Origin of the sequence: Burkholderia sp. Tr-20355 (assembly GCF_017104685.1) — a bacterium.
Lineage (GTDB): Bacteria > Pseudomonadota > Gammaproteobacteria > Burkholderiales > Burkholderiaceae > Burkholderia > Burkholderia seminalis.
Window position 1 is genome coordinate 1 of the sequence record NZ_JAAGPK010000096.1, and the last position, 22,860, is coordinate 22,860.

Consider the following 22,860-nt stretch of genomic DNA (forward strand, 5'->3'; position numbering starts at 1 on the left):
TCATCGCCGCGCCCGCGGTAGCCGACAAGGCATCGCAAGCGCCTGCCACGCCGGTCGCTGACACGAAGGCCGCCGAGCCCGCCCAGCCCGTGGCTGACACGAAGGCGCCGGAGCCCGCACAGCCCGTTGCCGACACGAAGGCGCCGGAGCCCGCACAGCCCGTCGCCGACACGAAGGCCGCCGAGCCCGCGCAGCCGGTTGCCGACACGAAGGCGCCCGAACCCGTGCAGCCCGTCGCCGACAAGGCACCGGAGCCGATGCCGGCCGCCACCGACAACGCAGCGCAGGCCGCCGGCGAACCGGTTGCCGAACCGATGCCGGCCGCTGCCGTCGTCCCGGCGCCGGCAGCCGATGCAAAGGCTGCCGAGCCGGCGCCGCAAGCGACTGTCGAAGCGCCCGCTCCGCAAGCCGCGCTGCCTGAGGCAGCAGCGCCGGCCGACATGCCGACTGCCGACGCGAAGGTGCCCGAAGCGGCCGAATCCGCTGCCGCACCGGCTGCGCCCGCCGCCGACATGCCGGCGTTGAGCGACCCGGCCCAGGCGTTGCCGCCGGCCACGGTCGACCAGCAGGCCGCACCGGCCGCACCGGTTGCGCCGGCGCCGGCCGTCATCTCGACGAGCACGTCGTCGTAAGCACGCGGGGCCGTCTGCCGCGCGGCCGAATGCCGGTCGCCCGGCCGGCGCCCGGCCCCGATGCCCGATGGACGTTTCCGGTTGGACGGGTGTTGGTCCCATCCCCGAGATCAACACCTCTTTTTGCCTGACGAGGATGCAAGGAGGCCTCAATCATGAGGATCTTTTTGGTCGCTTTGCTGCTGGTCAGCGTGCAAGCCGCTGCGCAGACGGTTTTCCAGAATCCCGCGGTGTTCGTGATCCTGAGCGAGCAGACCGCCGCGAATGCCGTGAGCGTTCAGCAGGCGCTGACGACGCTGGGCCGCGCCGACAACACCGCATGCGCGCCGATGGTGATGATCGGCGATCCGCAGATGGTCTACATGATGCCGGAGCAAGGTCATGCGCCGTCGTGGAAGTCGCCGGTATACGGTCGCGGCGCGCCGTTCGAAGCGCAGAACGGCCCGACGTCGACGGGCAAGACGGTCGGCGCGATGCAGCATGCCGAGGACATGCAGACGCAGCCGTGGAGCGACGGCAGCGCGATCACGCAGAAGATCGCCGGCGAGTCGAGCGTGACGGCGGCGGACCGCGTGAGCGGGTGGCAGCACAGCGGGCTCGACAGGATCGAGACGGCCCGGGCCGAGGACGTGACGGTGAACGGCAAGACCTACCATGCCTATCGCGACGATCTCAACACGTCGGTGAAGCCGGCCGTCGAGCCGCAGATCTACACGCAGCGCGTCGTGTTCTGCCGATAACGAAACATCGATTCGAGGACGGGGCGGCGCCGCGCCGCGGGACCACGGGCCCCGCCGCATGCGATCCGGCAATGGCCGTTCCGACAACCAACCCTACGCGGCGAGGCCATCGTGAACTATTGCTGCCAGCTGAGAGTGTCGGGCCCGCAGGATGTCGAAAGGGAGGCCGGCGCGATGTCGTTCGTCGCCGCCCGGCGCAATCATGCGGTGCCGTCGCGGCCGCTCGTCTACCTGTCGCAGCGGCACGACGCCGCGCTCGCCGACTGCCTGGCGTCGCGCGGTTGGGACGTGTGGCGCGCGAAAACCGTTGCGGACGCACTGAATCTCGTCAAGGCGAACCGCCCGCATGCCGGCATCGTCGATTTCGGCAGTTTCGGGTCGCCCGACATCGCGTCGTTCGAGGCGCTGCTGCGCGACTCGCGCGTCGGCTGGGTCGCGCTCGCCGACGGCGAGCGGCTGCGCGACCTCTCGATCGCGCGCCTGATCCGTCGTTGCTGTTTCGACTACGTGCGCAACGCGACGGCTTATACGACGATCGGCTATCTGGTCGGCCATGCGTACGGGATGCTGAAGCTCGCGGACGGCGACCCGGCTGCCGATGGCGTGCCGCCCGCCGGCGCGATGATCGGCTCGTGCGACGCGATGCGCCGGCTGTTCGCGACGATCCGCAAGGTCGCGAACACGGACGCCACCGTGTTCATCGCCGGCGAATCCGGCACCGGCAAGGAGCTGACCGCGGCGGCGATCCATCAGCAGTCGCTGCGGGCCGATGCGCCGTTCGTCGCCGTGAACTGCGCGGCCATCCCGTCCACGCTGCTGCAGGCCGAACTGTTCGGCCACGAGCGCGGCGCCTTCACGGGCGCGCACCAGCGCAAGATCGGCCGTATCGAGGCCGCGCACGGCGGCACGCTGTTTCTCGACGAGATCGGCGACATGCCGTTCGAGAGCCAGGCGAGCCTGCTGCGATTCCTGCAGGAGGGCAAGATCGAGCGGCTCGGCGGGCACCAGTCGATCGCGGTCGACGTACGGATCGTATCGGCGACCCACGTCGATCTCGAGGCCGCGATGCGAACAGGGCGGTTCCGCGCCGATCTGTACTACCGCTTGTGCGTGCTGCGCATCGACGAGCCGCCGTTGCGCGCACGCGGCCGCGACATCATGCTGCTTGCCGATTACGTGCTGCGGCGTTATCGCGGCGACGGTTCGCACCGGATTCGCGGCTTCACGCCCTGCGCGGTCGAGGCGATCCACAACTATCCCTGGCCGGGCAACGTGCGCGAGCTGATCAACCGGATCCGGTTCGCGGTCGTGATGACGAACGGCCCGCTGATCTCGGCGGCCGATCTCGAACTGCATGCGTACACGTCGCGGCGGCCGCCGACGCTGGCGGAAACGCGCCGGCAGGCCGAGCGGCGCGCGATCGAGGAAACGCTGCTGCGCAACCGCCACCAGCATGCGGACGTCGCGGCCGAACTGGGCATTTCGCGCGCGACGCTGTACCGCCTGATGACCGCGCACGGGCTGCACGGCTGATGGGCGCCGGTGCGCGGCGCTCAAGACTGCGCGACAGCGGCCGTTAAGACAGGAAATGACCCGTGCGGACCGCCGGCGCATCGCCGCGCTGGCGGCCGACACGCGGCGCATCACGCTTATCCGAGGGTTATCGTGACAGAGTGCAGTCACTGCGGCAGGACGTTCCTGGTCGGCGGCCGGTCGATCGACGGCCGCCGCTATTGCAGCCGGGTGTGCGCCCGCGCGCATCCGATCATCGTCGAGGCCGAACGGGTGCCCGACGCGAAAGTCCGGCAGTATGTCGACGACTGGCGCTACGGGCCGTGCCCGATCTGCCTGCGCGAAGGGCGGCCGGTCGACGTCCATGCGTCGCATCGCGTCGTGTCGCTCGTGTTCGTCACCCGCTGGGCGACGCGGCGCCACGTGTGTTGCCGCCGCTGCGGACGCCGGAAGCAGGTGCTCGCGCTGCTCGCGTCGGCCGCGCTCGGTTGGTGGGGGCTGCCGTGGGGCATCGTGCTGACGCCGATCCAGCTCGTGCGCAACGCGCTCGGGCTGGCCGCGCGCGATCCGGAGGTCGCGACGCAGCAGTTCGAGCAGTTCGTGCGGCGCAAGCTGGCGGCGCGCCGGCTCGCGCGTGCGGAGCAGGGCGCCGGCACCTGATCGCGCGCGCCGGCGCGTCGCGCCCGCTCAGGCCGGCCGCTCGAAGCCCGATGCGACCCAGCGTTCCGCGCTGGCCTTGTTGAGCTTGAACCCGGCCGACACCTTCGCTTCGGCCAGCAGCTCGCCATACGAATCGAATGCCTTCAGTTGCGCGTACGGCTCGAACTCGTCCGGCACGATGTCGAGCGTCACCGATACCTCCTGCCCGTCGTCGCCTTGGACCGTCACTTCCTTGTGCAGCATCGCGCGCCGCTGCTGCTCGTGCCGCATCAGCACCTCGGTCGCGGTTTTCACGAGCGTGCGGAACGCGTTCGCGTCCATCGGTTTCGGATTCTTCTTGTCGCGGCCCATCGTCCACGGCCCGACGAGCGCGGGCTCGGACTCGCCGTCCTTGATCATCTCGACGGCCCAGCCGTCGTCGTCTTCGTTCTTGATGATGCGGGCCGTCCAGCCGTTGTCGCGCCAGAGGCCGTCTTCGTGGATGGAGGTGTCGTCGGATTGCAGATCGGAGTCGGTCATGAGGAAAGGGGCGAGTGCGGGCAGCCGGCAAAAGGGCGGTGGCGCGCGGCCGGTAGCGGCGCATCGCTCGCCGCCGGCGAGCCCGGAGTGGCATGCAAAGGCCGTAATTTTACCTGCTGGCGACCGCATGGCGCGCAACCTTGGCCATCGGGCCGATGCCGCGACCGTCGCCGCTGGCCGCCGGCGGCCTGAACCCGCGCAAATATCAAACTTGTATTACCTCCCCGGCGGCCGATCCACGTGCCGTCCGATATCCCGCCCGCGCACGGCTTCCTAGAATCGGGTGGCAGGCTAAAAATAGCCTGCTCATCCTTTCAACGCTTGGCCGGCCGCCCGCGTTCCGCGCCGCGCGGCCGGCGAATCACCAGGAACTGCGCATGAGGAAATTCAATGTTCGCATCGTCGTCGCTTACGACTGGCCGCTGACGCTGGCCGGCATCGAGCAGGTCGCCGGCAGCGCCTGCGCGATCGAGCTCGTCGCGGTCTGCCGGAGCACGGCCGAACTGGTCGCGTCGCTCGGCGCGGTCGACTGCGATGTCGTGCTGGTCGACTATGCGATCCGCGGCGACGCGCGGATGGACGGCCTCGCGCTGTTCGACTGGCTGCGCCGCACGCGGCCGAACGTCGGGATCGTCGCGCTGGTCGCGAACGAGAATCCGCTGATTTTCCGGTCGATCATCGCGACCGGCGGCGTGAGCGTCGTCAGCAAGTTCGACGAGGTCGGCCACATCGTCACGGCGATCCATTCGAGCTACAGCGGTGGCGCGTACCTGTCGCCGGTCGTCAGGCGCGCGCTCGACACGCTCGGCGAGCGCGGCGAGGCGCCGGTGAAGCTGACGGCCCGCGAGATCGAGGTGATTCGCCTGTACCTGTCGGGCGTGCCGATCAAGACGATCGCGCAGCGCCTGAGCAAGGGCAAGCAGACGGTCAGCGCGCAGAAGATGAGCGCGATGAAGAAGCTCGGCGCGAGCAACGACGTCGAGCTGATCCAGCGGGCGGCCGGACTGGGGCTCGGCGGCGGGGCGGGCGCGCTGCCGGCCGGCGGCGCCGCTTGAGCATGCCCGCGCCCGCCGGGCGTCTTCAGGCCGGCAACGCGAACCGCGTGACGGCGTCGCGCAGTGCCTCGGCCTGATCGCGCAGCGAATGCGCGGCTGCCGCCGCCTGTTCGACCAGCGCCGCGTTCTGCTGCGTGACCTGGTCCATCTCGCCCACCGCGCGATTGACCTGTTCGATCCCGGCGCTCTGCTCGCGCGACGCATGGCTGATTTCGTCGAGGATCTCGTTCACGCGCCGCACCGACTGCACGAGCTCGGACATCGTCTCGCCCGCGTTGGAAACGAGCGCCGCGCCGTGTTCGACCGTCTCGTTCGACGACACGATCAGCGACTTGATTTCCTTCGCCGCCGTCGCCGAGCGTTGCGCGAGCGAGCGCACTTCGGCCGCGACCACCGCGAAGCCGCGGCCCTGTTCGCCCGCGCGCGCCGCCTCGACGGCCGCGTTCAGCGCGAGGATGTTGGTCTGGAACGCGATGCCGTCGATCACGCCGATGATGTCGCCGATCTTGTGCGAGCGGTCGGTGATCTCGTTCATCGTCCGCACGACGTCGTCGACCACCGCGCTGCCGCGCGTCGCGACCTGCGCGGCCTGGCCGGCGAGTGCCGCGGCCTGCGCGGCGCTGTCCGCGTTCTGTTTCACGTTCGCGGTCATCTGGTCCATGCTCGACGCGGTCTGCACGAGCGCGGCCGCTTGTTCCTCGGTGCGCTGCGACAGGTCCGTGTTGCCGGACGCGATCTCGCTCGCGCCGACGTTGATGTTCTCGGTGCCGGTCCGTACGCGCGACACCATGTCGATCAGCCCGCCCTGCATCGTGTGCAGCGCATGCAGCAGGCTGCCTCGATCGTCCTGCTTCACGGTCACGCGCGCGGTCAGGTCGCCTTGCGCGATGCGCTGCGCGGCGTCGAGCGCGACTTCGAGCTCGCCGCCCAGGTTCGCGCGCACGCTCTTCAGCACCATCACCATCACGGCAGTCGCGATCGCGCCGAGCACGGCCGTCATCGCGAACCAGCGGCCGATGCTCGCGAGCACCGCCGTGCGCACGTCGTTCATGTACATGCCCGTCACCAGATACCAGTCCCACGGCGCGAAGCGCTGCACGGCGCTGGTCTTCTCCTGCGGCTTGTCGGCGCCCGGTTTCGGCCACAGATATTCGACGAAACCCTTGCCGCCCTCGGCGTTGCCGGCCTTCACGATCTCGACGAAGAGGTGCTTGCCGTCCGGGTCGGTGAAGTTCGACACGTCCTTGCCGTTGAGATCGGTCTTGATCGGATGCATCACGATCACCGGCTTCGAATCGTTGATCGAGATGTAGCCGTCGGCGCCGTGACGCATCGCCGCGATCGCCTCGAGCGCCTTCTGCTTCGCATCGGCTTCCGGCAGCGCGTTCTGCTGCGACAGCTTGTAGTAATGGTCGGTCACGCTCGCGGCCTGCGCGACCAGCGAGGCCAACTGGTCGCGGCGGTCCGCAATCATCGACGCGCGCGTCTGCCATGCGCCGAGCCCGGCGATCACGAGCAGGCCGAGCCACAGGATGACGATCATCGAGGCGAGTTTCTGATTCAGCGAAAGGTTGCGCATGGTGTGTGGTCGGTCAGTCGAGGAGGCTCGCCGGGGCGGCGTGACGGGATAAGTATCTTGACGGCGCTCGATGCGCGTTACCGTAGACGGGTTATCCCTAGGAATCGGTGCCGCCGCCCATCCCTTCGTTGCCGGTAAGGGTATCTATGCATATGCATAAAGGGTATCGCTATACTGTCGGGCGATGGTGTACGCGCTGCGCGCCCGGGCTGGCGCCGGCGCGGGCGCTGAACGAAACCGAAAGGAGGCAACGATGCGAATTCTGGTGGTAGGGGCCGGCGCGGTTGGCGGGTACTTCGGCGGCCGGCTGGCCGCGGCAGGGCGTGACGTGACGTTCCTGGTGCGCGACGGCCGGGCCGCGGCACTGGCACGCGACGGGTTGCTGATCCGCAGCCCGCGCGGCGACCTGACGCTGGCGAACGTGCAGACGGTGCGCGCGGCCGACGCGAACGCGGGCATTGCGCCGTTCGACCTCGTGCTGCTGAGCTGCAAGGCATACAGCCTCGACGACGCGATTGCGTCGTTCGCGCCGTTCGTCGGGCCGCGGACGCTGATCCTGCCGATGCTCAACGGGATGCGCCACCTCGACGTGCTGCGCGAGCGCTTCGGCGCCGCGCAGGTGCTCGGCGGGCTGTGCGTGATCGCGGCCACGCTCGATCGCGAGCAGCGCATCGTGCACCTGAACGATACGCACGGCGTGACGTTCGGCGAGCTCGCCGGCGGCGAATCGCCGCGCGTGCGGGCGGTTGCCGACGTGCTCGGCGGCGCGGGCTTCGACGCGACGCTCAGCGACGACGTCGCCGCACGGATGTGGGAAAAATGGGTGTTCCTCGCCACGCTCGCCGCGAGCACGTCGCTGTTTCGCGGCTCGGTCGGCGACATTCTGGCCGCGCCGGATGGCCGCCGCCTGCTCGAGACGATGCTCGCCGAATGCAGCGCGATCGCCGAACACAATGGCCACCGGCCCGATCCGGTCGCCATCGAACGGATGCAGCGGATGGTGCTGACGCCGTCGCCGCTCACCGCGTCGATGCTCCGCGACGTCGAGAACCATGCGCGTGTCGAAGCCGATCACGTGATCGGCGACCTGCTCGCGCGGCGCGACCCGCAGGCGGCCGACGCGTTGTCGCTGCTGCGAATCGCGTACAACCACCTGAAAGCGTACGAGGTGCGCACCGCGCGCGAGCACGCGAGCGCGTAGGCGCCGGCGCGGGCGGCCGCACGGCCGTTCCGCACTGCACAAATTTGCCGTCCGGCGCCGTTTGCGGCCGGATCGCGCAAAAAAGTATCGGAAATCAGGCGTAAAGTTGGTGGAGCCGCGTACGCGATCGACCTACATTGCTTCCCATGCGACCGGTCGCGTCGCCGCGCGGAACGCGGCAACACACGGCGCGCCGCCGAACAGGCCGGCCAGCGATACATGGGAATGGAGACGCCAACATGATGCACCCCGATCTCGAAGTGGTCGACGTGCGACGCGACGAGTCGTTCAAGGTCTGGTCGCACGGCTATCCGTATCGCACGATCCGTTGGCATTTCCATCCCGAATTCGAGCTGCACCTGATCGTCGCGACGCACGGCAAGTATTTCGTCGGCGATCACGTCGGCTCGTTCGGCCCCGGCCATCTCGTGCTGCTCGGCCCGAACCTGCCGCACAACTGGGTCAGCGACATGGCCGAAGGCGAAACCGTCGAGCGCCGCAATCTCGTGATCCAGTTCGACCCGGCGTTCGTCCGGCGCTGCATGGACGCGTTTCCCGAATGCCGCGACGCGCAGGCGCTGCTCGACGATGCGCGCCGCGGAGTCGGTTTCGACGCCGCGACGAGTGCCGCGATCGCGCCGCTGTTCGACGCATTGCTGGCGGCGCGCGGCATGCGCCGCATCGCGCTGTTCATGACGATCCTTGAACGCCTGTGCGGCGCGGCCGAACGCACGCTGCTCGCGAGCCCCGCGTACGACCAGACCGACGTCACGCCGACGCGGTTGAGCCACGCGCTGTCGTATATTGGCAAGAACCTCGCGTCCGAGCTACGCGAATCCGATCTCGCGCAGCTGACCGGGCAGAGCGTCAGCGCGTTCTCGCGCGCGTTCCATCGCCAGACGGGCATGCCGTTCGTCCAGTACGTGAATCGTCTGCGGATCGAATCCGCGTGCCAGATGCTGCTCGCCGACGACGCGAACATCACCGACATCTGCTTCCAGGCCGGCTTCAACAACGTGTCGAACTTCAACCGCCAGTTCCGCGCGGTGAAGGGGATGGCGCCGTCCGAATTCCGTGCGCTGCAGCGCCTGAACGCACGCAGCCGCGACCTGGCGCTGCATGCGGCGCCGACCGGCAACCCGATGCCGCCGCGCGTGCTGACGCCCGGCGCGCCCGAACTCGCCCCGCAGCCCGGATGATCGCCGGGCCGTTGCCCGCCTGAGTTTCCCCTCCGTTTCACCCAGCCGATCGCGCCGTTCACGTCGCGAGGGGCGCATTCACCCACGAAAAAGCCGCACACAATTCTGGAGACACCGTCATGACGCACGCATCGCCCGCCTCATCCCCCCGTCGCGCCGCCCGCATGGCGGCCGTTGCCGCGCTCGCCGCCGCGGCCTGGCTGCCCGTCACGGCCGCGCAGGCCGCGCCGCTGCGGATCGGCATGACGTTCCAGGAGCTGAACAACCCGTATTTCGTGACGATGCAGAAGGCGCTGAACGACGCGGCCGCGTCGATCGGCGCGCAGGTCGTCGTCACCGATGCGCATCACGACGTCAGCAAGCAGGTGAGCGACGTCGAGGACATGCTGCAGAAGAAGATCGACATCCTGCTCGTGAACCCGACCGACTCGACCGGCATCCAGTCGGCGATCACGCAGGCGAAGAAGGCCGGCGCGGTGGTGGTGGCCGTCGACGCGAACGCGAACGGCCCGGTCGACTCGTTCGTCGGCTCGAAGAACTACGACGCCGGCGTGATGTCGTGCGAATACCTCGCGAAGGCGATCGGCGGCAGCGGCGAGGTCGCGATCCTCGACGGCATCCCGGTCGTGCCGATCCTCGAACGCGTGCGCGGCTGCAAGGCCGGGCTCGCGAAATTCCCGAACGTGAAGCTGGTCGACACGCAGAACGGCAAGCAGGAGCGCGCGACCGCGCTGTCGGTCACCGAAAACATGATCTCCGCGCATCCGAACCTGAAGGGCATCTTCAGCGTGAACGACGGCGGCTCGATGGGCGCGCTCGCGGCCATCGAAGGGTCGGGCAAGGACATCAAGCTGACGAGCGTCGACGGCGCGCCCGAGGCGATCGCCGCGATCCAGAAGCCGAACTCGAAGTTCATCGAGACGACCGCGCAGTTCCCGGCCGACCAGGTGCGCATCGCGCTCGGCATCGCGATGGCGCGCAAGTGGGGCGCGACGGTGCCGAAGGCGATCCCGGTCGACGTGAAGGTGGTCGATCGCGGCAACGCGAAGGGCTTCAGCTGGTGAACGACGTGCGACGCGACGCGAAGGGCGGCGGCACGGCCGAGGCCCTTCGCACGGAGAAGCCGATGGACACGATACTCAGGCTCAGCCACATCACGAAAAGCTTTCCGGGCGTGAAGGCGCTGTCCGACATTCATCTGGACATCGCGCGCGGCGAGATTCATGCGCTGCTCGGCGAGAACGGCGCGGGCAAGTCGACGCTGATGAAGATCCTGTGCGGCATTCATCAGCCGGATGCCGGCGCGATCGAGATCGACGGCACCGCGCGCCATTTCGCGGACTATCACGACGCGGTCGCGGCGGGCGTCGGCATCGTGTTCCAGGAATTCAGCCTGATTCCGCACCTCGATGCCGTCGACAACCTGTTCCTCGGCCGCGAGCTGCGCAACCGCTGGGGCGCGCGCGACCGCAAGCGGATGCGCCACGCGGCCGCCGCGATCTTCGCGCGCCTGGGCGTCGCGATCGATCTCGATGCGCCGATCCGCGCGCTGTCGGTCGCGCAGCAGCAGTTCGTCGAGATCGGCAAGGCGCTGTCGCTCGACGCGCGCATCCTGATCCTCGACGAGCCGACCGCCACGCTCACACCGGCCGAGGCCGGGCACCTGTTCGCGATCATGCGCGAGCTGAAGCGCCAGGGCGTTGCGATGATCTTCATCTCGCACCATCTCGACGAGATCTTCGCGGTGTGCGACCGCATCACGGTGCTGCGCGACGGCCAGTACGTGGCGACGACCGACGTCGCGCGCACCGACGTCGAGCAACTGGTGCGGATGATGGTCGGCCGCCGGATCGAGAGCAGCTTTCCGCCGAAGCCCAGGTTGCCGAGCGACGCGCCGGCCGTACTCGAAGTCGACGCGCTGCAGATCGAGCGCGACGGCCCCGTGAACCGCTTCACGTTGCGAGCCGGCGAGATTCTCGGTTTCGCCGGGCTGGTCGGCTCGGGCCGCACCGAGACCGCGCTCGCGGTGATCGGCGCGACGCGTGCGCACCGCAAGGACGTGCGCGTGCGCGGCACGGCGGCGAAGCTCGCCGATCCGGCCGATGCGTTGCGCGCCGGTATCGGCATCCTGCCGGAGAGCCGCAAGACGGAAGGGCTCGTCACGTCGTTCTCGATCCGCGACAACATCTCGCTGAACAATCTCGGCAAGTACCGGTCGATGCGCTGGCTGATCGACCGCGGCAGCGAGGCGCGCACGACCCACGACGTGATGCGGCGCGTCGGCGTGAAGGCGCCGTCGATCCACACGGAAGTCGCGACGCTGTCCGGCGGCAACCAGCAGAAGGTCGTGATCGCGCGCTGGCTGAACCATCACACGTCGGTGCTGATCTTCGACGAGCCGACGCGCGGCATCGACGTCGGCGCGAAAGCCGAAATCTACGGGCTGATGCGCGAACTCACCGCGCGCGGCTACGCCATCATCATGATCTCGTCCGAGCTGCCGGAAATCGTCGGCATGTGCGATCGCGTCGCCGTATTCCGGCAAGGACGCATCGAGGCGACGCTCGCCGGCGACGAGATCGATCCCGACACGGTCATGACCTATGCCACGGCCGGCACGCGAGGAGCGACCCATGAACCTGCCTGATTCTTCTTCCACGCCTTCCACGACGCTCGCGGCGACGGCCGGCGACGCGCCGCCGCCACGCGCGCCGTGGACGCAGCTGCGGCGCTCGACGCTGTTCTATCCGCTCGTCGGCCTGATCGTCGTATGCATCGCGATGATGATCGCGAGCCCGAGCTTCCTGTCCGCCGCGAACCTCGAGAACGTGCTGCGCCAGGTGTCGATCAACGCGATCATCGCGGTCGGCATGACCTGCGTGATCCTGACCGGCGGGATCGACCTGTCGGTCGGCTCGGTGATGGCGCTGTCGGGCACGCTCGCGGCCGGGTTGATGGTCGCGGGCGTCAATGCGGTCGCCGCGCTCGCGATCGGCATCGCGGTCGGCCTCGGCTTCGGCTTCCTGAACGGCGTGTTCGTCGCGTTCGCGGGGATGCCGCCGATCATCGTCACGCTCGCCACGATGGGCATCGCGCGCGGCCTCGCGCTGATCTATACGGGCGGCTATCCGATCGACAGCTTGCCCGACTGGGTCGCGTTCTTCGGCAGCGGCAAGGTGCTCGGCATCCAGGCGCCCGTGCTGATCATGCTGGTGGTGTACGCGATCGCGTGGCTGCTGCTCGACCGCATGCCGTTCGGCCGCTACGTGTATGCGATCGGCGGCAACGAGCAGGCGACGCGGCTCACCGGCGTGCGCGTCGCGCGCGTGAAGCTGATCGTCTACACGCTGGCCGGCGTCACGTCGGCGCTGGCCGCGATCGTGCTGACGGGCCGGCTGATGAGCGGGCAGCCGAACGCGGGCGTCGGCTTCGAGCTCGACGCGATCGCGGCCGTCGTGATGGGCGGCACGTCGATCTCCGGCGGGCGCGGCGCGATCCTCGGCACGCTGGTCGGCGCGCTGCTGCTCGGCGTGCTCAACAACGGGCTGAACATGATCGGCGTGAACCCGTATGTGCAGAACGTGATCAAGGGCGGAATCATCCTGCTCGCGATCTACATCAGCCGCGAACGGTCGCGGTAACGATCGATTCATCGGTCTTCCGAATCATCAACGAAAGAGACAACTCATGACGACACCCGAAGCCCAGCCGCGGATGACCGCGGTCGTCTGCCACGGCCCCGAGGATTACCGCGTCGAGCAGGTCGCGAAGCCGCGCCCCGGCGCGAACGAGCTCGTGATCCGCATCGCCGCGTGCGGGATCTGCGCGAGCGACTGCAAGTGCTATACCGGCGCGAAGATGTTCTGGGGCGGCCCGAGCCCGTGGGTGAAGGCGCCCGTGATTCCCGGCCATGAATTCTTCGGTTACGTCGAAGCGCTCGGCGAAGGCGCGGCCGAGCATTTCGGCGTGGCGCCGGGCGACCGCGTGATCGCCGAGCAGATCGTGCCGTGCGGCAAGTGCCGCTATTGCAAGTCGGGCCAGTACTGGATGTGCGAAGTGCACAACATCTTCGGCTTCCAGCGCGAGGTCGCCGACGGCGGGATGGCCGACTACATGCGCATCCCGCCGACCGCGATCGTCCACAAGATCCCGCTCGGCGTATCGCTCGAGGATGCGGCGATCATCGAGCCGCTGTCGTGCGCGATCCACACCGTGAACCGCGGCGACGTCCAGCTCGACGACGTCGTCGTGATTGCCGGCGCGGGCCCGCTGGGGCTGATGATGACGCAGGTCGCGCACCTGAAGACGCCGAAGCGGCTCGTCGTGATCGACCTGATCGACGAACGGCTCGAACTCGCGCGGCAGTACGGCGCCGACGTGACGATCAACCCGAAGCGCGACGATGCGCGCGAGATCGTCCGCGCGCTGACCGACGGCTACGGCTGCGACGTGTACATCGAGACGACCGGTGCGCCGGTCGGCGTGAACCAGGGGCTCGACCTGATCCGCAAGCTGGGCCGCTTCGTCGAATTCAGCGTGTTCGGCGAGGATGCGACGGTCGACTGGTCGATCATCGGCGACCGCAAGGAGCTCGACGTGCGCGGCGCGCACCTGGGGCCATACTGCTATCCGGTCGCGATCGACCTGCTCGCGCGCGGGCTCGTCACGTCGAAAGGCATCGTCACGCACGATTTCGCGCTCGAGGACTGGGACGACGCGATCCGCGTCGCGAAATCGCCCGAATCGATCAAGGTGCTGCTGAAGCCGGCCCGCTGATGCGGCCGGCGTGCGCGTTACCGGAGACATCATGGAATACGTGATTGGCGTCGACATCGGCACGCAGAGCACCAAGGCGCTGCTGGTCGACCGGCATGGCGCGATCGTCGCGCGGCACGCGGCCGGCTACCAGCCCGATACGCCGCGCCCGCTGTGGGCCGAGCAGTGGCCGCAGGTCTGGTTCGACGCGGTGCTCGAGTGCATCGCGGGGTGCGTGCGCGACGCGCGTGCGCAGGGCGTGCCGGCCGCTGCGATCCGCGCGGTGTGCGTGAGCAGCCTGTACGGCGGCTCGGGCATTCCGGTCGACATCGACATGCGGCCGCTGCATCCGTGCCTGATCTGGATGGACCGGCGCGCGACCGCGGAAGTCGACTGGGTCAACGAACACGTGAACGTCGAGCGGCTGCGCGTGATCACGGGCAATGGCGTCGACAGCTACTACGGCTTCACGAAGATGCTGTGGCTGCGCGGCCAGCGGCCGGACGTGTGGGCGAACGTGCGCTATTTCCTGCCGCCGAACGCGTACGTGATCTACCTGCTGACCGGCGAAGTGGCGGTCGATCACAGTTCGGCCGGCAACATCGGCGGCGTGTACGACGTCGCGCGCCGCGAGTGGTCCGACGACGCGCTCGACATGCTCGGCATTCCGGCGACGATGATGCCCGAGCGGCTCGTCGATTCGACGGAGATCGTCGGCGGGCTGCTGTCGCAGTGGACGGAGCAGCTCGGCTTGCCGGCCGGCACGCCTGTCGTCGCGGGCGGTGTCGACGCGGCCGTCGCGACCTTCGCGGCCGGCGCGACGCGCGCCGGGCAGCATGTCGCGATGATCGGCACCAGCATGTGCTGGGGCTACGTGAGCCGGCATGTCGATGCGCGGCACGGGCTCGTCAGCATGCCGCACGTGTTCGACGGGCAGCGCGACCTGTACGTGTTCGGCGGCGCGATCACGGCCGGCGCGTCGGTTGCGTGGTTCCGCGACCAGTTCTGTCAGGCGGAAATCGATGCGGCGCGCCTGCTGCCGCACGGCGATCCGCACGTGCTGCTCGAGGCGGCGGCCGAACGCGTGCCGGCCGGCGCCGACGGCGTGCTGTTCCTGCCGTACCTGATGGGCGAGCGCAGCCCGGTGTGGGATGCGAAGGCCAGCGGCGCATTCGTCGGGCTGAGTCTCGCGCATACGCGCGCGCACCTGTATCGCGCGGTGCTCGAAGGCGTCGCGTTCGCGTTGCGCCACAACATCGAGGCCGGCCGGCGCGGCGCGGTCGCGCTGGACGACCGGTTGATCGTCGTCGGCGGCGCCGCGCATTCGGCGCTGTGGATGCAGATCATCGCCGACGTGACGGGCTTTCCGGTGTGGACGATCGAGCAGGACGTCGAAGCCGCGATGGGCGCCGCGCTGCTCGCGGGGGTCGGGGCGGGGCTCGTGTCGCACGACGAGGCGCAAGGGGGCTGGGTCACGCTCGTCGAGCGTGCGCGGCCCGACGCCGGCCGCGCCGCGACGTACGACGAGCGTTTCTCGCTCTACACGGCGCTGTATCCGGCACTCAAGCCGATCATGCACAGGCTGGGCACGTCATCATGAACACACGATTCGATTTCAGCGGTGCGCGGGTGCTCGTCACGGGGGCATCGAGCGGGATCGGGCGCGCGTGCGCGGTCGCGCTGGCGCAGGCCGGTGCGCAGGTCGTCGCGGCGGCGCGCGACATGGCCGCGCTCGATGCGCTGGCCGACGAGACCGCGTGCGAGACATTGCGCATCGACGTCGGCGGCGACGAGCGTGCGATCGACGCGGCGCTCGCCGCGCACGATGCGTTCGACGGCCTCGTCAATTGCGCGGGGATCGCGTCGCTCGAACCGGCGCTCGAGGTCGGCGCCGAACAGTTCGATCGCGTGATGGCCGTCAATGCGCGCGGTGCGGCGCTCGTCGCGCGCGCCGTCGCGCGGAAGATGATCGAACGCGACGCGCGCGGCGCGGCCCGTGCACGGGGCAGCATCGTCAACGTGTCGAGCCAGGCCGCGCTGGTCGGCCTGCCCGCGCATTTGAGCTACTGCGCGTCGAAGGCGGCGATGGACGCGATCACGCGCGTGCTGTGCATCGAACTCGGGCCGCACGGCATTCGTGTGAACAGCGTGAACCCGACCGTCACGCTCACGCCGATGGCGCAGTTCGCGTGGAGCGAGCCGGAGAAGCGCGCGCCGATGCTGGCCGCGATTCCGCTCGGGCGCTTTGCGGAACCCGACGAAGTCGTCGAGCCGATCCTGTTTTTGCTGAGCGATGCGGCGTCGATGATCAGCGGCGTGTCGCTGCCGGTCGACGGCGGGTATACGGCGCGCTAGGCCGCGTCACGCGGCGATCGCGCATGACGGAAACACGGCCATGAAGGCGCGCGGCAGCCGATGCGCGGCTAAACCGGGTCCTTGCTCGGCGGTCCGTCCGGTTGTTGCGGGTTGTCGTGATGACCGGGCGGCGACGACAGCGGGTCGTCTTCCGGATCGCGGTTCGGGTCGGCCGGTGGCTCGGGCGTCGGGGTCGTGTGGTCGGTCATGGAGAACTCGCGCAGTGCGTGACGGCGGCGCGGCGGGTGCGCCTCGTCTCCGTTATAGCCAATCGGGCGCACGTTTGCAGCGGGATTGTTGCCGCCGGTCGGCGAGCGTCGGGGAAGTTCGCGCGTGGGCGGTTTGCGTGCGGGATCGTGCCGGGCGCGGGCTCCCGCGCGATCGCGGTCAGCGTAAATCCGCAGGCGTATCGACGTCGCGCAGGATGCCGGGATCGTCGACCTCGAGCAGTTTCACCGGCGCACTGGCGAACAGCGCGCGGGCGCCCGTGTCGCCGTCGAGGGCGGCGAGCGCATCGAAATGGTGCGCGGCGAAACCGACCGGATGGCCGCGTACGCCGCGATAGGCGGGCGCCACGATCGAGGCGTCGTCGGCTTCGAGCGCGCGTGTGACCGTTTCGTAGGTGGCCGCGGCGATCCACGGCATGTCGGCGAGCGCGACGAGCCAGCCGCTTGCGTCGGGCGCCGTGCGGACGCCGGCCGCGAGGCTGGCGCCCATGCCGCGCAACGCGTCGGGTGCGTAGACGACCTGACAGCCGGCTTCGTTCAGCAGAATCGCGAGTTTCTCGGCGCCGGGACGGACGACCGCGATCACGTCGGCCGTGGCCACCGCGAGACGGCGGGCGGCGGCGACCGCCACCGGCGTACCGTCGGGAAGCACCGCGAGCAGCTTGCTGTGCAGGCCGCTCGGGTCGAAGCGTTGACCAAGGCCGCCCGCGAGCAGGACGCCGGTGGCAAGTGATGCATAGGACATCGGCGCGGGGGGAGTGAGGCAGGTGCTGCGATTGTGCGGGAGCGGGCGGGGATCGGCAAGTGAGGATGTTACCGAGGCGCGCCCGTCAGGCCGGCAAGACTGTCATCGCGATGTCTCGTCGAGCATGCTTTCCTCGACAGGACCGTAAATGGCGTGCGATTCATTCTTGATGAGGGCCCAATAGCGATCGCCGAACGACCAGTGCCACCATTCGGACGGGTAATTCGTGAAGCCGGCGCTGGCCAGCGCGGCGCTCAATATCTGGCGGTTGCGTGTGGCCGGGCGGCTGATGAACGCGTTGTGCGTGTAGCACGCACCGGACGACTCCTGGTCGGTGGCGTTCATGATGCTGCCCATGTCGGCTTCGACGCCGTCTGCCGAAATCAGCGTGAGGTCGACGGCGGCACCGGTCGGGTGAGCGGCGACCTCGGGCGGCGCGACATAGCGGCTCGCGAGTTCGACCAGCACGTCGTCGGCCGGCAGCGGATTCAGCGTCGCGCGCAGCGCCGCGAGGTGGCTGGCGAAGTATTCGCGCTGAAGGGCGAGCGGGCGATAGCCTTCCTTCACATACAGGCGCAGGCCGGCCGGGAGCGCGTGCGCGGCGGCGGTCAGCCTTTGCGCGACACCGCGGCGAACCTTCAGGAAATGCGGACTCGTGTTCGCCACGACGCTGCGCGAGTGGTCGACGGCGATGCGTTCATCGAAGGAAGCGAGATCGACGAACCCTTCGTGCGACTCCATCAGGGGGATCGACCGGACGGCGGGATCGGAGAGCGATATCACGGTAGCGGGCAGTGGCGCGACGACGGTGGCAGGCCACGAACCGATGGGGTGAGGCGGCCGTGGTCGTTCTGGTCAGACGAATCGTCAATATGCCAGAGTCCGGCCGGGGACGCGCGACGATTGGGCCCGCAGGCGGGCGATGCTTACCAGAGTGTCTTCACGTGCGCGTACGCGCGGATTTTTTCGTCTCGGGTGACGAGCTGCGCGCCGAGCCGCCGTGCGGTTGCAACGATCATGCGGTCGGCCGGATCCTTGTGGAACGTGCCGGGCAGGTCGGTGGATTTCGCGGCGATGTCGGCGTCGACGGGCACGAACCGCATGCCGTCGATCTGCGCGACGGTGGCGAGCCACGCGTCGACATCCATCGTCAGGGCGAGGCGATCGTTGCGCACCAGCATGGCGATCTCCCACGCGGAGATCGCCGACGCGGCGAGCCCGCCTTCGCTGCGCGCGCGATCGATCGCGCTGCGCGCTTTCTTGCTGAGCGATGCGTCGCCCGCCGCCCACCATACCAATGCATGCGTATCCAGCACGATCACCGCGACGCCTCCCAATCATCTTCCGCAATCGGATCGAGAGGATTGTCGTAGCGCATGACCGAGCCGCGCAATATGTCCAACGGCTGAGCCTCGCGTGCGTGATACGGCCGGATTTCGAGCGTCGGCTTGCCGTGATCGGTGACGATCAGGCTTTCGCCCGACGACTCGACGAGCCGGAAGTATTCGAGTGCGCGAGCCTTGAATTCGGATTTCGATACGGGAGCGTGAGGCATCATGATATGAGCATGGTCATTTGACGATGGTCATTTTAGGCCCGCATTTCAACCCGACGCAAGCGCCGGGCGTCACGCGTGCGCAACGCGTGGCGCCGGAAAGGCGGCGTTACCGGTTCGCGCTACGCATCGGCCCACTTCCTCAACAGGTTGTGATAAATCCCCGTCAACGCAATGACCATCGGATCCTTCGCGCCTTTTTCCGCGGACAGCGCCTGAATCTGCGTATCGAGCTGGAACAGCAGCGTGCGGTCGCCGTCGTCGCGCACCATGCTCTGGATCCAGAAGAACGACGCGACGCGCTCGCCGCGCGTCACCGGCGTCACGTGATGCAGGCTCGACGCGGGATACAGCACGAGATCGCCGGCGGGCAGCTTCGCGCGATGCACGCCGTACGTATCCTCGACGCACAGCTCGCCGCCGTCGTACGCATCGGGTTCCGCGAGAAACAGCGTCGCCGACAGATCGCTGCGCACGCGGAAATCGGTGCCGCGCAGCAGCCGGATCGCGTTGTCGACGTGCGTGTCGAACGTCTCGCCGCCGGCATAGCGATTGAACAGCGGCGGGAATACCTTCAACGGCAGCGCCGCCGAAAAGAACAGCGGATGGCGCGCGAGCGCATCCTGGATCGCGTCGCCGACGGCACGCGCGGCGGGCGAGCCTTCCGGCAACTGCCGGTTGCGTTTCGCGAGCGCCGACTGCGCGCCGGACGTCGCGTTGCCGTTGACCCATTCGGCGGCATCGAGCAGGTCGCGGCATTGCGCGACCTGCGCCTGGGTCAGTACACCGGGGACATGAAGCATCATGATGCGGATTCCATGGGGTGCGGCGCCAGTTGCATGGCTGCCGAGCGAAAGGCGTCGACCGGCGACGACGCGAGATACGCGCGCATCTTCGCGACGAACGCGGGCGTCGCGGTGGCCGGCACGCGCGCGAGCCAGTCGAGCGCTTCGTCGATGTGCCCGCGCTCGGCGAGCAGCCGCGCATAGTTGAACTGGCCGCGGAAGTCGCCGGCTTCGGCCGCGCGGCGATAGTGGTCGAACGCGGCGCCGGTGTCGATCGGTACGACCCAGCCATCCTCGTAGAAGCCGCCGATCAGGTTGATCGACTTCGCATGGCCGAGCGCGGCCGCACGGCGGAACCAGTCGAGCGCGTCGGGGCGGTTCTCGTCGACGCCGTTGCCGAGCGCGAGCGCCGTCGCGTAGTTGTACATGCCCCAGTCGAGCCCCGCCTGCGCGGCGAGCCGGTACCAGTACACGGCGACCGGCGCGCAGGCGGCCGTGCCCCAGCCGAACTCGTAGCAGCGGCCGAGCATGTTCATCGCCATCGGATGGCCGGCTCGGGCCGCATGCCGGAACCAGTCGAACGCGGCCGCCGGATCGCGCGCGACGCCGTGCCCGTCGAGCAGGTACTGCCCGTAGACGGCCTGCGCATCGACGATGCCGTGGCCGGCGGCCGCCGCGACCCACGCGGCGGCGCGCTCGGGCGGCCCGGCCAGGATGTCGGCGAACTCGCGCGGCGATACCGACGCGAGCGCCTTCAGCGACACGGCCTCCATCGATCAGTAGCGCGCGTTCAGCGTGACGAACGCCGAGCGGCCCGGCGCGATCGACGCATAGTGCGCCGGATACGCCTGATCGAAGTACGTGCGGTTGAACAGGTTGTTCACGTTCAGCTGCAGATCCAGCTTCTTGTTGATCCGGTACTGCGCCATCGCGTCGAAGCGCCAGTACGACGGCACGGCGCGCAGGTTCGCGGGATCGCCGAACACTTCCGACATGTAGAACGCGCCGCCGCCGACCGTGAACTTCGGCGTCACGTCGTAGTTCGACCACATCGTGAGGCTGTGTTTCGGCGTGTTGGGGAAGCGGTTGCCGTTGTTCGCGCGGTCCTTGCCGTTGTCGCGCAGCTCGCTCTTCATGTAGGTGTAACCGCCGAACACCTGCCACTGCTTCGTGATCTGGCCGGCGAGGCCGAGTTCGAGGCCTTGCACGCGCTTGTTGCCGACCATCGCGTACTGGTTGTTCGGCAGCGTCACGCGCGCGTTCGTCGTGTCGATCTGGAACAGTGCGGCCGTCAGCGACAGCTTGTCGTTCAGCACGTTCCACTTCGTGCCGAGCTCGATGCTGCGGTTCTTTTCCGGCGACAGCTGATCGGCGTTCGCACCGACGCCGCCGCGGCCCGGCGTGAGCGACTGCGTTTCGCTGCCTTCGCCGAGCATCATGCCGGCCGGCGTCGACGACGTCGCATACGACGCATAGATGCTGCCGTTCCGTGCGGGCTTGAACACGAGGCCGGCTTGCCAGTTGAACAGCGTGTCGTCGCGGGTGGTGGTCTTGCCGCCGTTGGCCTTGGTGTCGGTGAAGCGGGTCGAGTAGTCGTCGACACGCACGCCGGCGTTCACCTGCCAGCGCGGCGTGATCTCGATCGTGTCGAAACCGTAGATCGACTTCGTCGTGGTGCGCGCATGCGCGTAGTCGTTGTTGCGCGTGATCGAACCGGCCCACGGGTCGTTCGGGTTCGGCGACCACAGGCTCGTGCAGTTGTAGCCCGACGCGGCGCCGATGCCTTTCTGGCAGATCTTGCCGGTGTCGGTCGCGACCGTGTACGAATCGCGCTTGCCCCATTCGCGCGACAGCTCGATGCCGGTACTGAAGCTGTGCTTGAACGGGCCCGTGCGGAATTCGCCGAACAGTTCGGTCTGGTTCGCGAGGCTGTTGATCGAGCTGTTGCGGTTGTTGTTGCGGCGCCAGACCTTGCCGTTCACCACGTTGCCCTGACTGTCGTCCGGCTGCGTCCAGATGTAGTCCTGCGTCGATTCCGTGTAGCGCGTGGTGTTGCGGATCGTCAGCGACGACGTGATGTCGTGCTCGATCCTGATCGTGCTGATGTCCGACGTGGTCTTGCGGAAGTCGCGGTCGATCAGGCCGTAGAAGTTGTGGCGGTCGACGGGCGCCGGATAGATCGTGTCGACGTTCGCGGGCTTGTTCGACGTCGTGTAGAAGTACGGGATGCCGCCGTCGGGCATGTCGTCCGTCGACAGGTGGTAGTAGCTCGCGGTCACGCGCGTCGGCGTGCCGAGGCCGAACGCGATCGACGGCGCGACGCCCCAGCGCTCGTTGTTGACGGCATCGCGGCCGGCGACGTCGTTGTTGTGGCTCATCAGGTTCAGGCGGAACGCGGCGTGATCGGCGAACTGCCAGTTGCCGTCGGCCGTGAAGCGGCGGTAGCGGTCGGTGCCGAGGCCCGCGCTCGCGGCGGCCGTCGTGCCGAGGTGCGGGGCCTTCGTGATCAGGTTGATGCTGCCGCCTGCGCCGCCGCGGCCGCCGTAGGCGCCGTCGGAACCCTTGGTGATCTCGACGCGCTCGGTGTTGAAGATCTCGCGCGTGGTCGCGCCCGTGTCGCGCATGCCGTCGACGAACAGGCTGCCCTGCGTGTCGTAGCCGCGGATGAACGGACGGTCGCCGAGCGGGTTGCCGCCTTCGCCGGCACCGAACGTGATGCCGGGCACGGTGCGCAGCGCTTCGGTCAGCGTCGACGCGCCGCTGCTGCGGATCAGTTCCTGCGGGATTACGGTGACGGACTTCGGCGTATCGACGAGCGGCGCGGTGAATTTCGCGGAAGCGGAAAAGTCGGCCTTGTAGCTGTGCTCGGTCTTGCCCTGGATCTCGATCGGCGCGAGATGGCCTTCGGTGCTGGCGGGGGCCGCGGGCGGCGTGCCGTCGGCGAATGCCGGGCTCGCGGCGAGCACGCCGCAGAGGGTGGTGAACGTACCGAGCTTCAGCTCGTCGGGACGGGACTTCATGATGCGCTTCGACCTCGCGAGGTGGCCCCGGAGACGGTGTGGTGCAGGAATGTGCATGCCGCCGGGAATTATTACGATTTGTTTTCAGGCGGCATTCTATGTAATTTCATGTTGAATGAGAAGCGTTCTTGTTTGTATTTGTGACGGAATCGTCAACGAATGTGTCGGAGGGCTGCGGGCCGGCGATGCGCGGAGAGATGGCCGATCGGCCGGGTATGGCGCGGGTATCGGGCGGGCTAGAGTGGTTGCGACTCGACTCGGTCCGTGTGACTGCAAGATGATAAAATGACTGCATTGAAAGCAATCTTGGTGGAACGCGTC

22 protein-coding genes and 1 pseudogene are annotated in these 22,860 nt (G+C 68.4%); 13 read left to right on the plus strand and 10 right to left on the minus strand.

Translation table 11 applies throughout. The features are described 5' to 3' along the window. The 4 genes and pseudogenes from G3N62_RS22340 to G3N62_RS22355 all read left to right on the plus strand — a co-directional run. A pseudogene (locus tag G3N62_RS22340) lies at positions 1 to 632 on the plus strand (chemotaxis protein CheA); the annotation flags it as partial. Between the two features lie 155 nt (positions 633 to 787). Continuing rightward, positions 788 to 1,372, plus strand: a complete 585-nt coding sequence (locus G3N62_RS22345; protein ID WP_034189419.1) for a hypothetical protein — start codon at positions 788 to 790, stop codon at positions 1,370 to 1,372. Between the two features lie 111 nt (positions 1,373 to 1,483). Continuing rightward, positions 1,484 to 2,905: a sigma-54 dependent transcriptional regulator gene (locus G3N62_RS22350; protein WP_124607708.1), complete on the plus strand. Its 1,422-nt coding sequence runs from the start codon at positions 1,484 to 1,486 to the stop codon at positions 2,903 to 2,905. A 132-nt stretch (positions 2,906 to 3,037) separates the two neighbouring features. Continuing rightward, entirely contained in the window at positions 3,038 to 3,544 is a 507-nt protein-coding gene (locus G3N62_RS22355) for a hypothetical protein (RefSeq protein ID WP_034189421.1), read from the plus strand. A gap of 27 nt (positions 3,545 to 3,571) precedes the next feature. Here G3N62_RS22355 and G3N62_RS22360 read toward each other — a convergent pair whose 3' ends face one another. Next, positions 3,572 to 4,063: a hypothetical protein gene (locus tag G3N62_RS22360; RefSeq protein WP_034189422.1), complete on the minus strand. Its 492-nt coding sequence runs from the start codon at positions 4,061 to 4,063 to the stop codon at positions 3,572 to 3,574. 377 nt (positions 4,064 to 4,440) lie between these two features. Between G3N62_RS22360 and G3N62_RS22365 the strand changes: the two genes are divergently transcribed. After that, entirely contained in the window at positions 4,441 to 5,118 is a 678-nt protein-coding gene (locus tag G3N62_RS22365; RefSeq protein ID WP_049030065.1) for a response regulator transcription factor, read from the plus strand. Between the two features lie 25 nt (positions 5,119 to 5,143). On the opposite strand, the gene G3N62_RS22370 is transcribed toward G3N62_RS22365, so the two are convergent. Continuing rightward, positions 5,144 to 6,697, minus strand: coding sequence for a methyl-accepting chemotaxis protein (locus G3N62_RS22370; RefSeq protein WP_034189424.1), 1,554 nt, complete (start codon positions 6,695 to 6,697; stop codon positions 5,144 to 5,146). A gap of 253 nt (positions 6,698 to 6,950) precedes the next feature. Here G3N62_RS22370 and panE point away from each other — a divergent pair, with 253 nt between their 5' ends. The 8 genes from panE (at position 6,951) to G3N62_RS22410 (ending at position 16,207) form a co-directional block, all read left to right on the plus strand. Then, on the plus strand, positions 6,951 to 7,898 hold the full coding sequence (gene panE, locus G3N62_RS22375; protein WP_034189522.1) for a 2-dehydropantoate 2-reductase: 948 nt from the start codon (positions 6,951 to 6,953) through the stop codon (positions 7,896 to 7,898). Positions 7,899 to 8,137: 239 nt separating this feature from the next. Beyond that, positions 8,138 to 9,097 carry an AraC family transcriptional regulator gene (locus G3N62_RS22380; RefSeq protein ID WP_034189425.1) on the plus strand — a complete coding sequence of 320 codons (960 nt, stop codon included), beginning with the start codon at positions 8,138 to 8,140 and terminating at the stop codon, positions 9,095 to 9,097. A gap of 119 nt (positions 9,098 to 9,216) precedes the next feature. After that, the gene (locus tag G3N62_RS22385) at positions 9,217 to 10,161 is read left to right on the plus strand and encodes a substrate-binding domain-containing protein (protein WP_124607711.1); all 945 of its coding nucleotides are present in this window, start codon (positions 9,217 to 9,219) and stop codon (positions 10,159 to 10,161) included. A 62-nt stretch (positions 10,162 to 10,223) separates the two neighbouring features. Beyond that, positions 10,224 to 11,744, plus strand: coding sequence for a sugar ABC transporter ATP-binding protein (locus tag G3N62_RS22390; protein WP_124607712.1), 1,521 nt, complete (start codon positions 10,224 to 10,226; stop codon positions 11,742 to 11,744). Then, complete coding sequence (locus tag G3N62_RS22395; protein WP_124670292.1) at positions 11,731 to 12,738, plus strand: ABC transporter permease; 1,008 nt, start codon at positions 11,731 to 11,733, stop codon at positions 12,736 to 12,738. The genes G3N62_RS22390 and G3N62_RS22395 overlap by 14 nt, the downstream gene beginning before the upstream one ends. A gap of 46 nt (positions 12,739 to 12,784) precedes the next feature. After that, the gene (locus tag G3N62_RS22400) at positions 12,785 to 13,873 is read left to right on the plus strand and encodes an alcohol dehydrogenase catalytic domain-containing protein (RefSeq protein WP_034189428.1); all 1,089 of its coding nucleotides are present in this window, start codon (positions 12,785 to 12,787) and stop codon (positions 13,871 to 13,873) included. 31 nt (positions 13,874 to 13,904) lie between these two features. Beyond that, entirely contained in the window at positions 13,905 to 15,452 is a 1,548-nt protein-coding gene (locus G3N62_RS22405) for an FGGY-family carbohydrate kinase (RefSeq protein WP_124670293.1), read from the plus strand. Further along, on the plus strand, positions 15,449 to 16,207 hold the full coding sequence (locus tag G3N62_RS22410; protein WP_124670294.1) for an SDR family oxidoreductase: 759 nt from the start codon (positions 15,449 to 15,451) through the stop codon (positions 16,205 to 16,207). Before G3N62_RS22405 ends, G3N62_RS22410 begins: the two co-directional genes overlap by 4 nt. A gap of 68 nt (positions 16,208 to 16,275) precedes the next feature. On the opposite strand, the gene G3N62_RS22415 is transcribed toward G3N62_RS22410, so the two are convergent. The 8 genes from G3N62_RS22415 to G3N62_RS22450 form a co-directional block, all read right to left on the minus strand. Continuing rightward, entirely contained in the window at positions 16,276 to 16,416 is a 141-nt protein-coding gene (locus tag G3N62_RS22415) for a hypothetical protein (protein ID WP_021158153.1), read from the minus strand. A 178-nt stretch (positions 16,417 to 16,594) separates the two neighbouring features. Beyond that, positions 16,595 to 17,179, minus strand: coding sequence for a nucleotidyltransferase family protein (locus tag G3N62_RS22420; RefSeq protein WP_034189431.1), 585 nt, complete (start codon positions 17,177 to 17,179; stop codon positions 16,595 to 16,597). A gap of 102 nt (positions 17,180 to 17,281) precedes the next feature. Further along, positions 17,282 to 17,920, minus strand: coding sequence for a M15 family metallopeptidase (locus tag G3N62_RS22425; RefSeq protein ID WP_241013173.1), 639 nt, complete (start codon positions 17,918 to 17,920; stop codon positions 17,282 to 17,284). 185 nt (positions 17,921 to 18,105) lie between these two features. After that, positions 18,106 to 18,501 (minus strand): type II toxin-antitoxin system VapC family toxin, encoded by a 396-nt coding sequence (locus G3N62_RS22430; protein ID WP_049035653.1) that lies wholly within the window; start codon positions 18,499 to 18,501, stop codon positions 18,106 to 18,108. Continuing rightward, entirely contained in the window at positions 18,498 to 18,737 is a 240-nt protein-coding gene (locus tag G3N62_RS22435; RefSeq protein WP_048245635.1) for a type II toxin-antitoxin system Phd/YefM family antitoxin, read from the minus strand. Before G3N62_RS22435 ends, G3N62_RS22430 begins: the two co-directional genes overlap by 4 nt. Positions 18,738 to 18,856: 119 nt before the next feature. Beyond that, complete coding sequence (locus G3N62_RS22440) at positions 18,857 to 19,540, minus strand: Fe2+-dependent dioxygenase (protein WP_124670296.1); 684 nt, start codon at positions 19,538 to 19,540, stop codon at positions 18,857 to 18,859. Continuing rightward, entirely contained in the window at positions 19,537 to 20,292 is a 756-nt protein-coding gene (locus tag G3N62_RS22445) for a tetratricopeptide repeat protein (protein ID WP_124670297.1), read from the minus strand. Before G3N62_RS22445 ends, G3N62_RS22440 begins: the two co-directional genes overlap by 4 nt. Positions 20,293 to 20,295: 3 nt before the next feature. Further along, a complete protein-coding gene (locus G3N62_RS22450; RefSeq protein ID WP_124670298.1) occupies positions 20,296 to 22,539 on the minus strand; it encodes a TonB-dependent siderophore receptor in 2,244 nt (747 codons plus the stop codon). Positions 22,540 to 22,860: the final 321 nt, after the last annotated feature.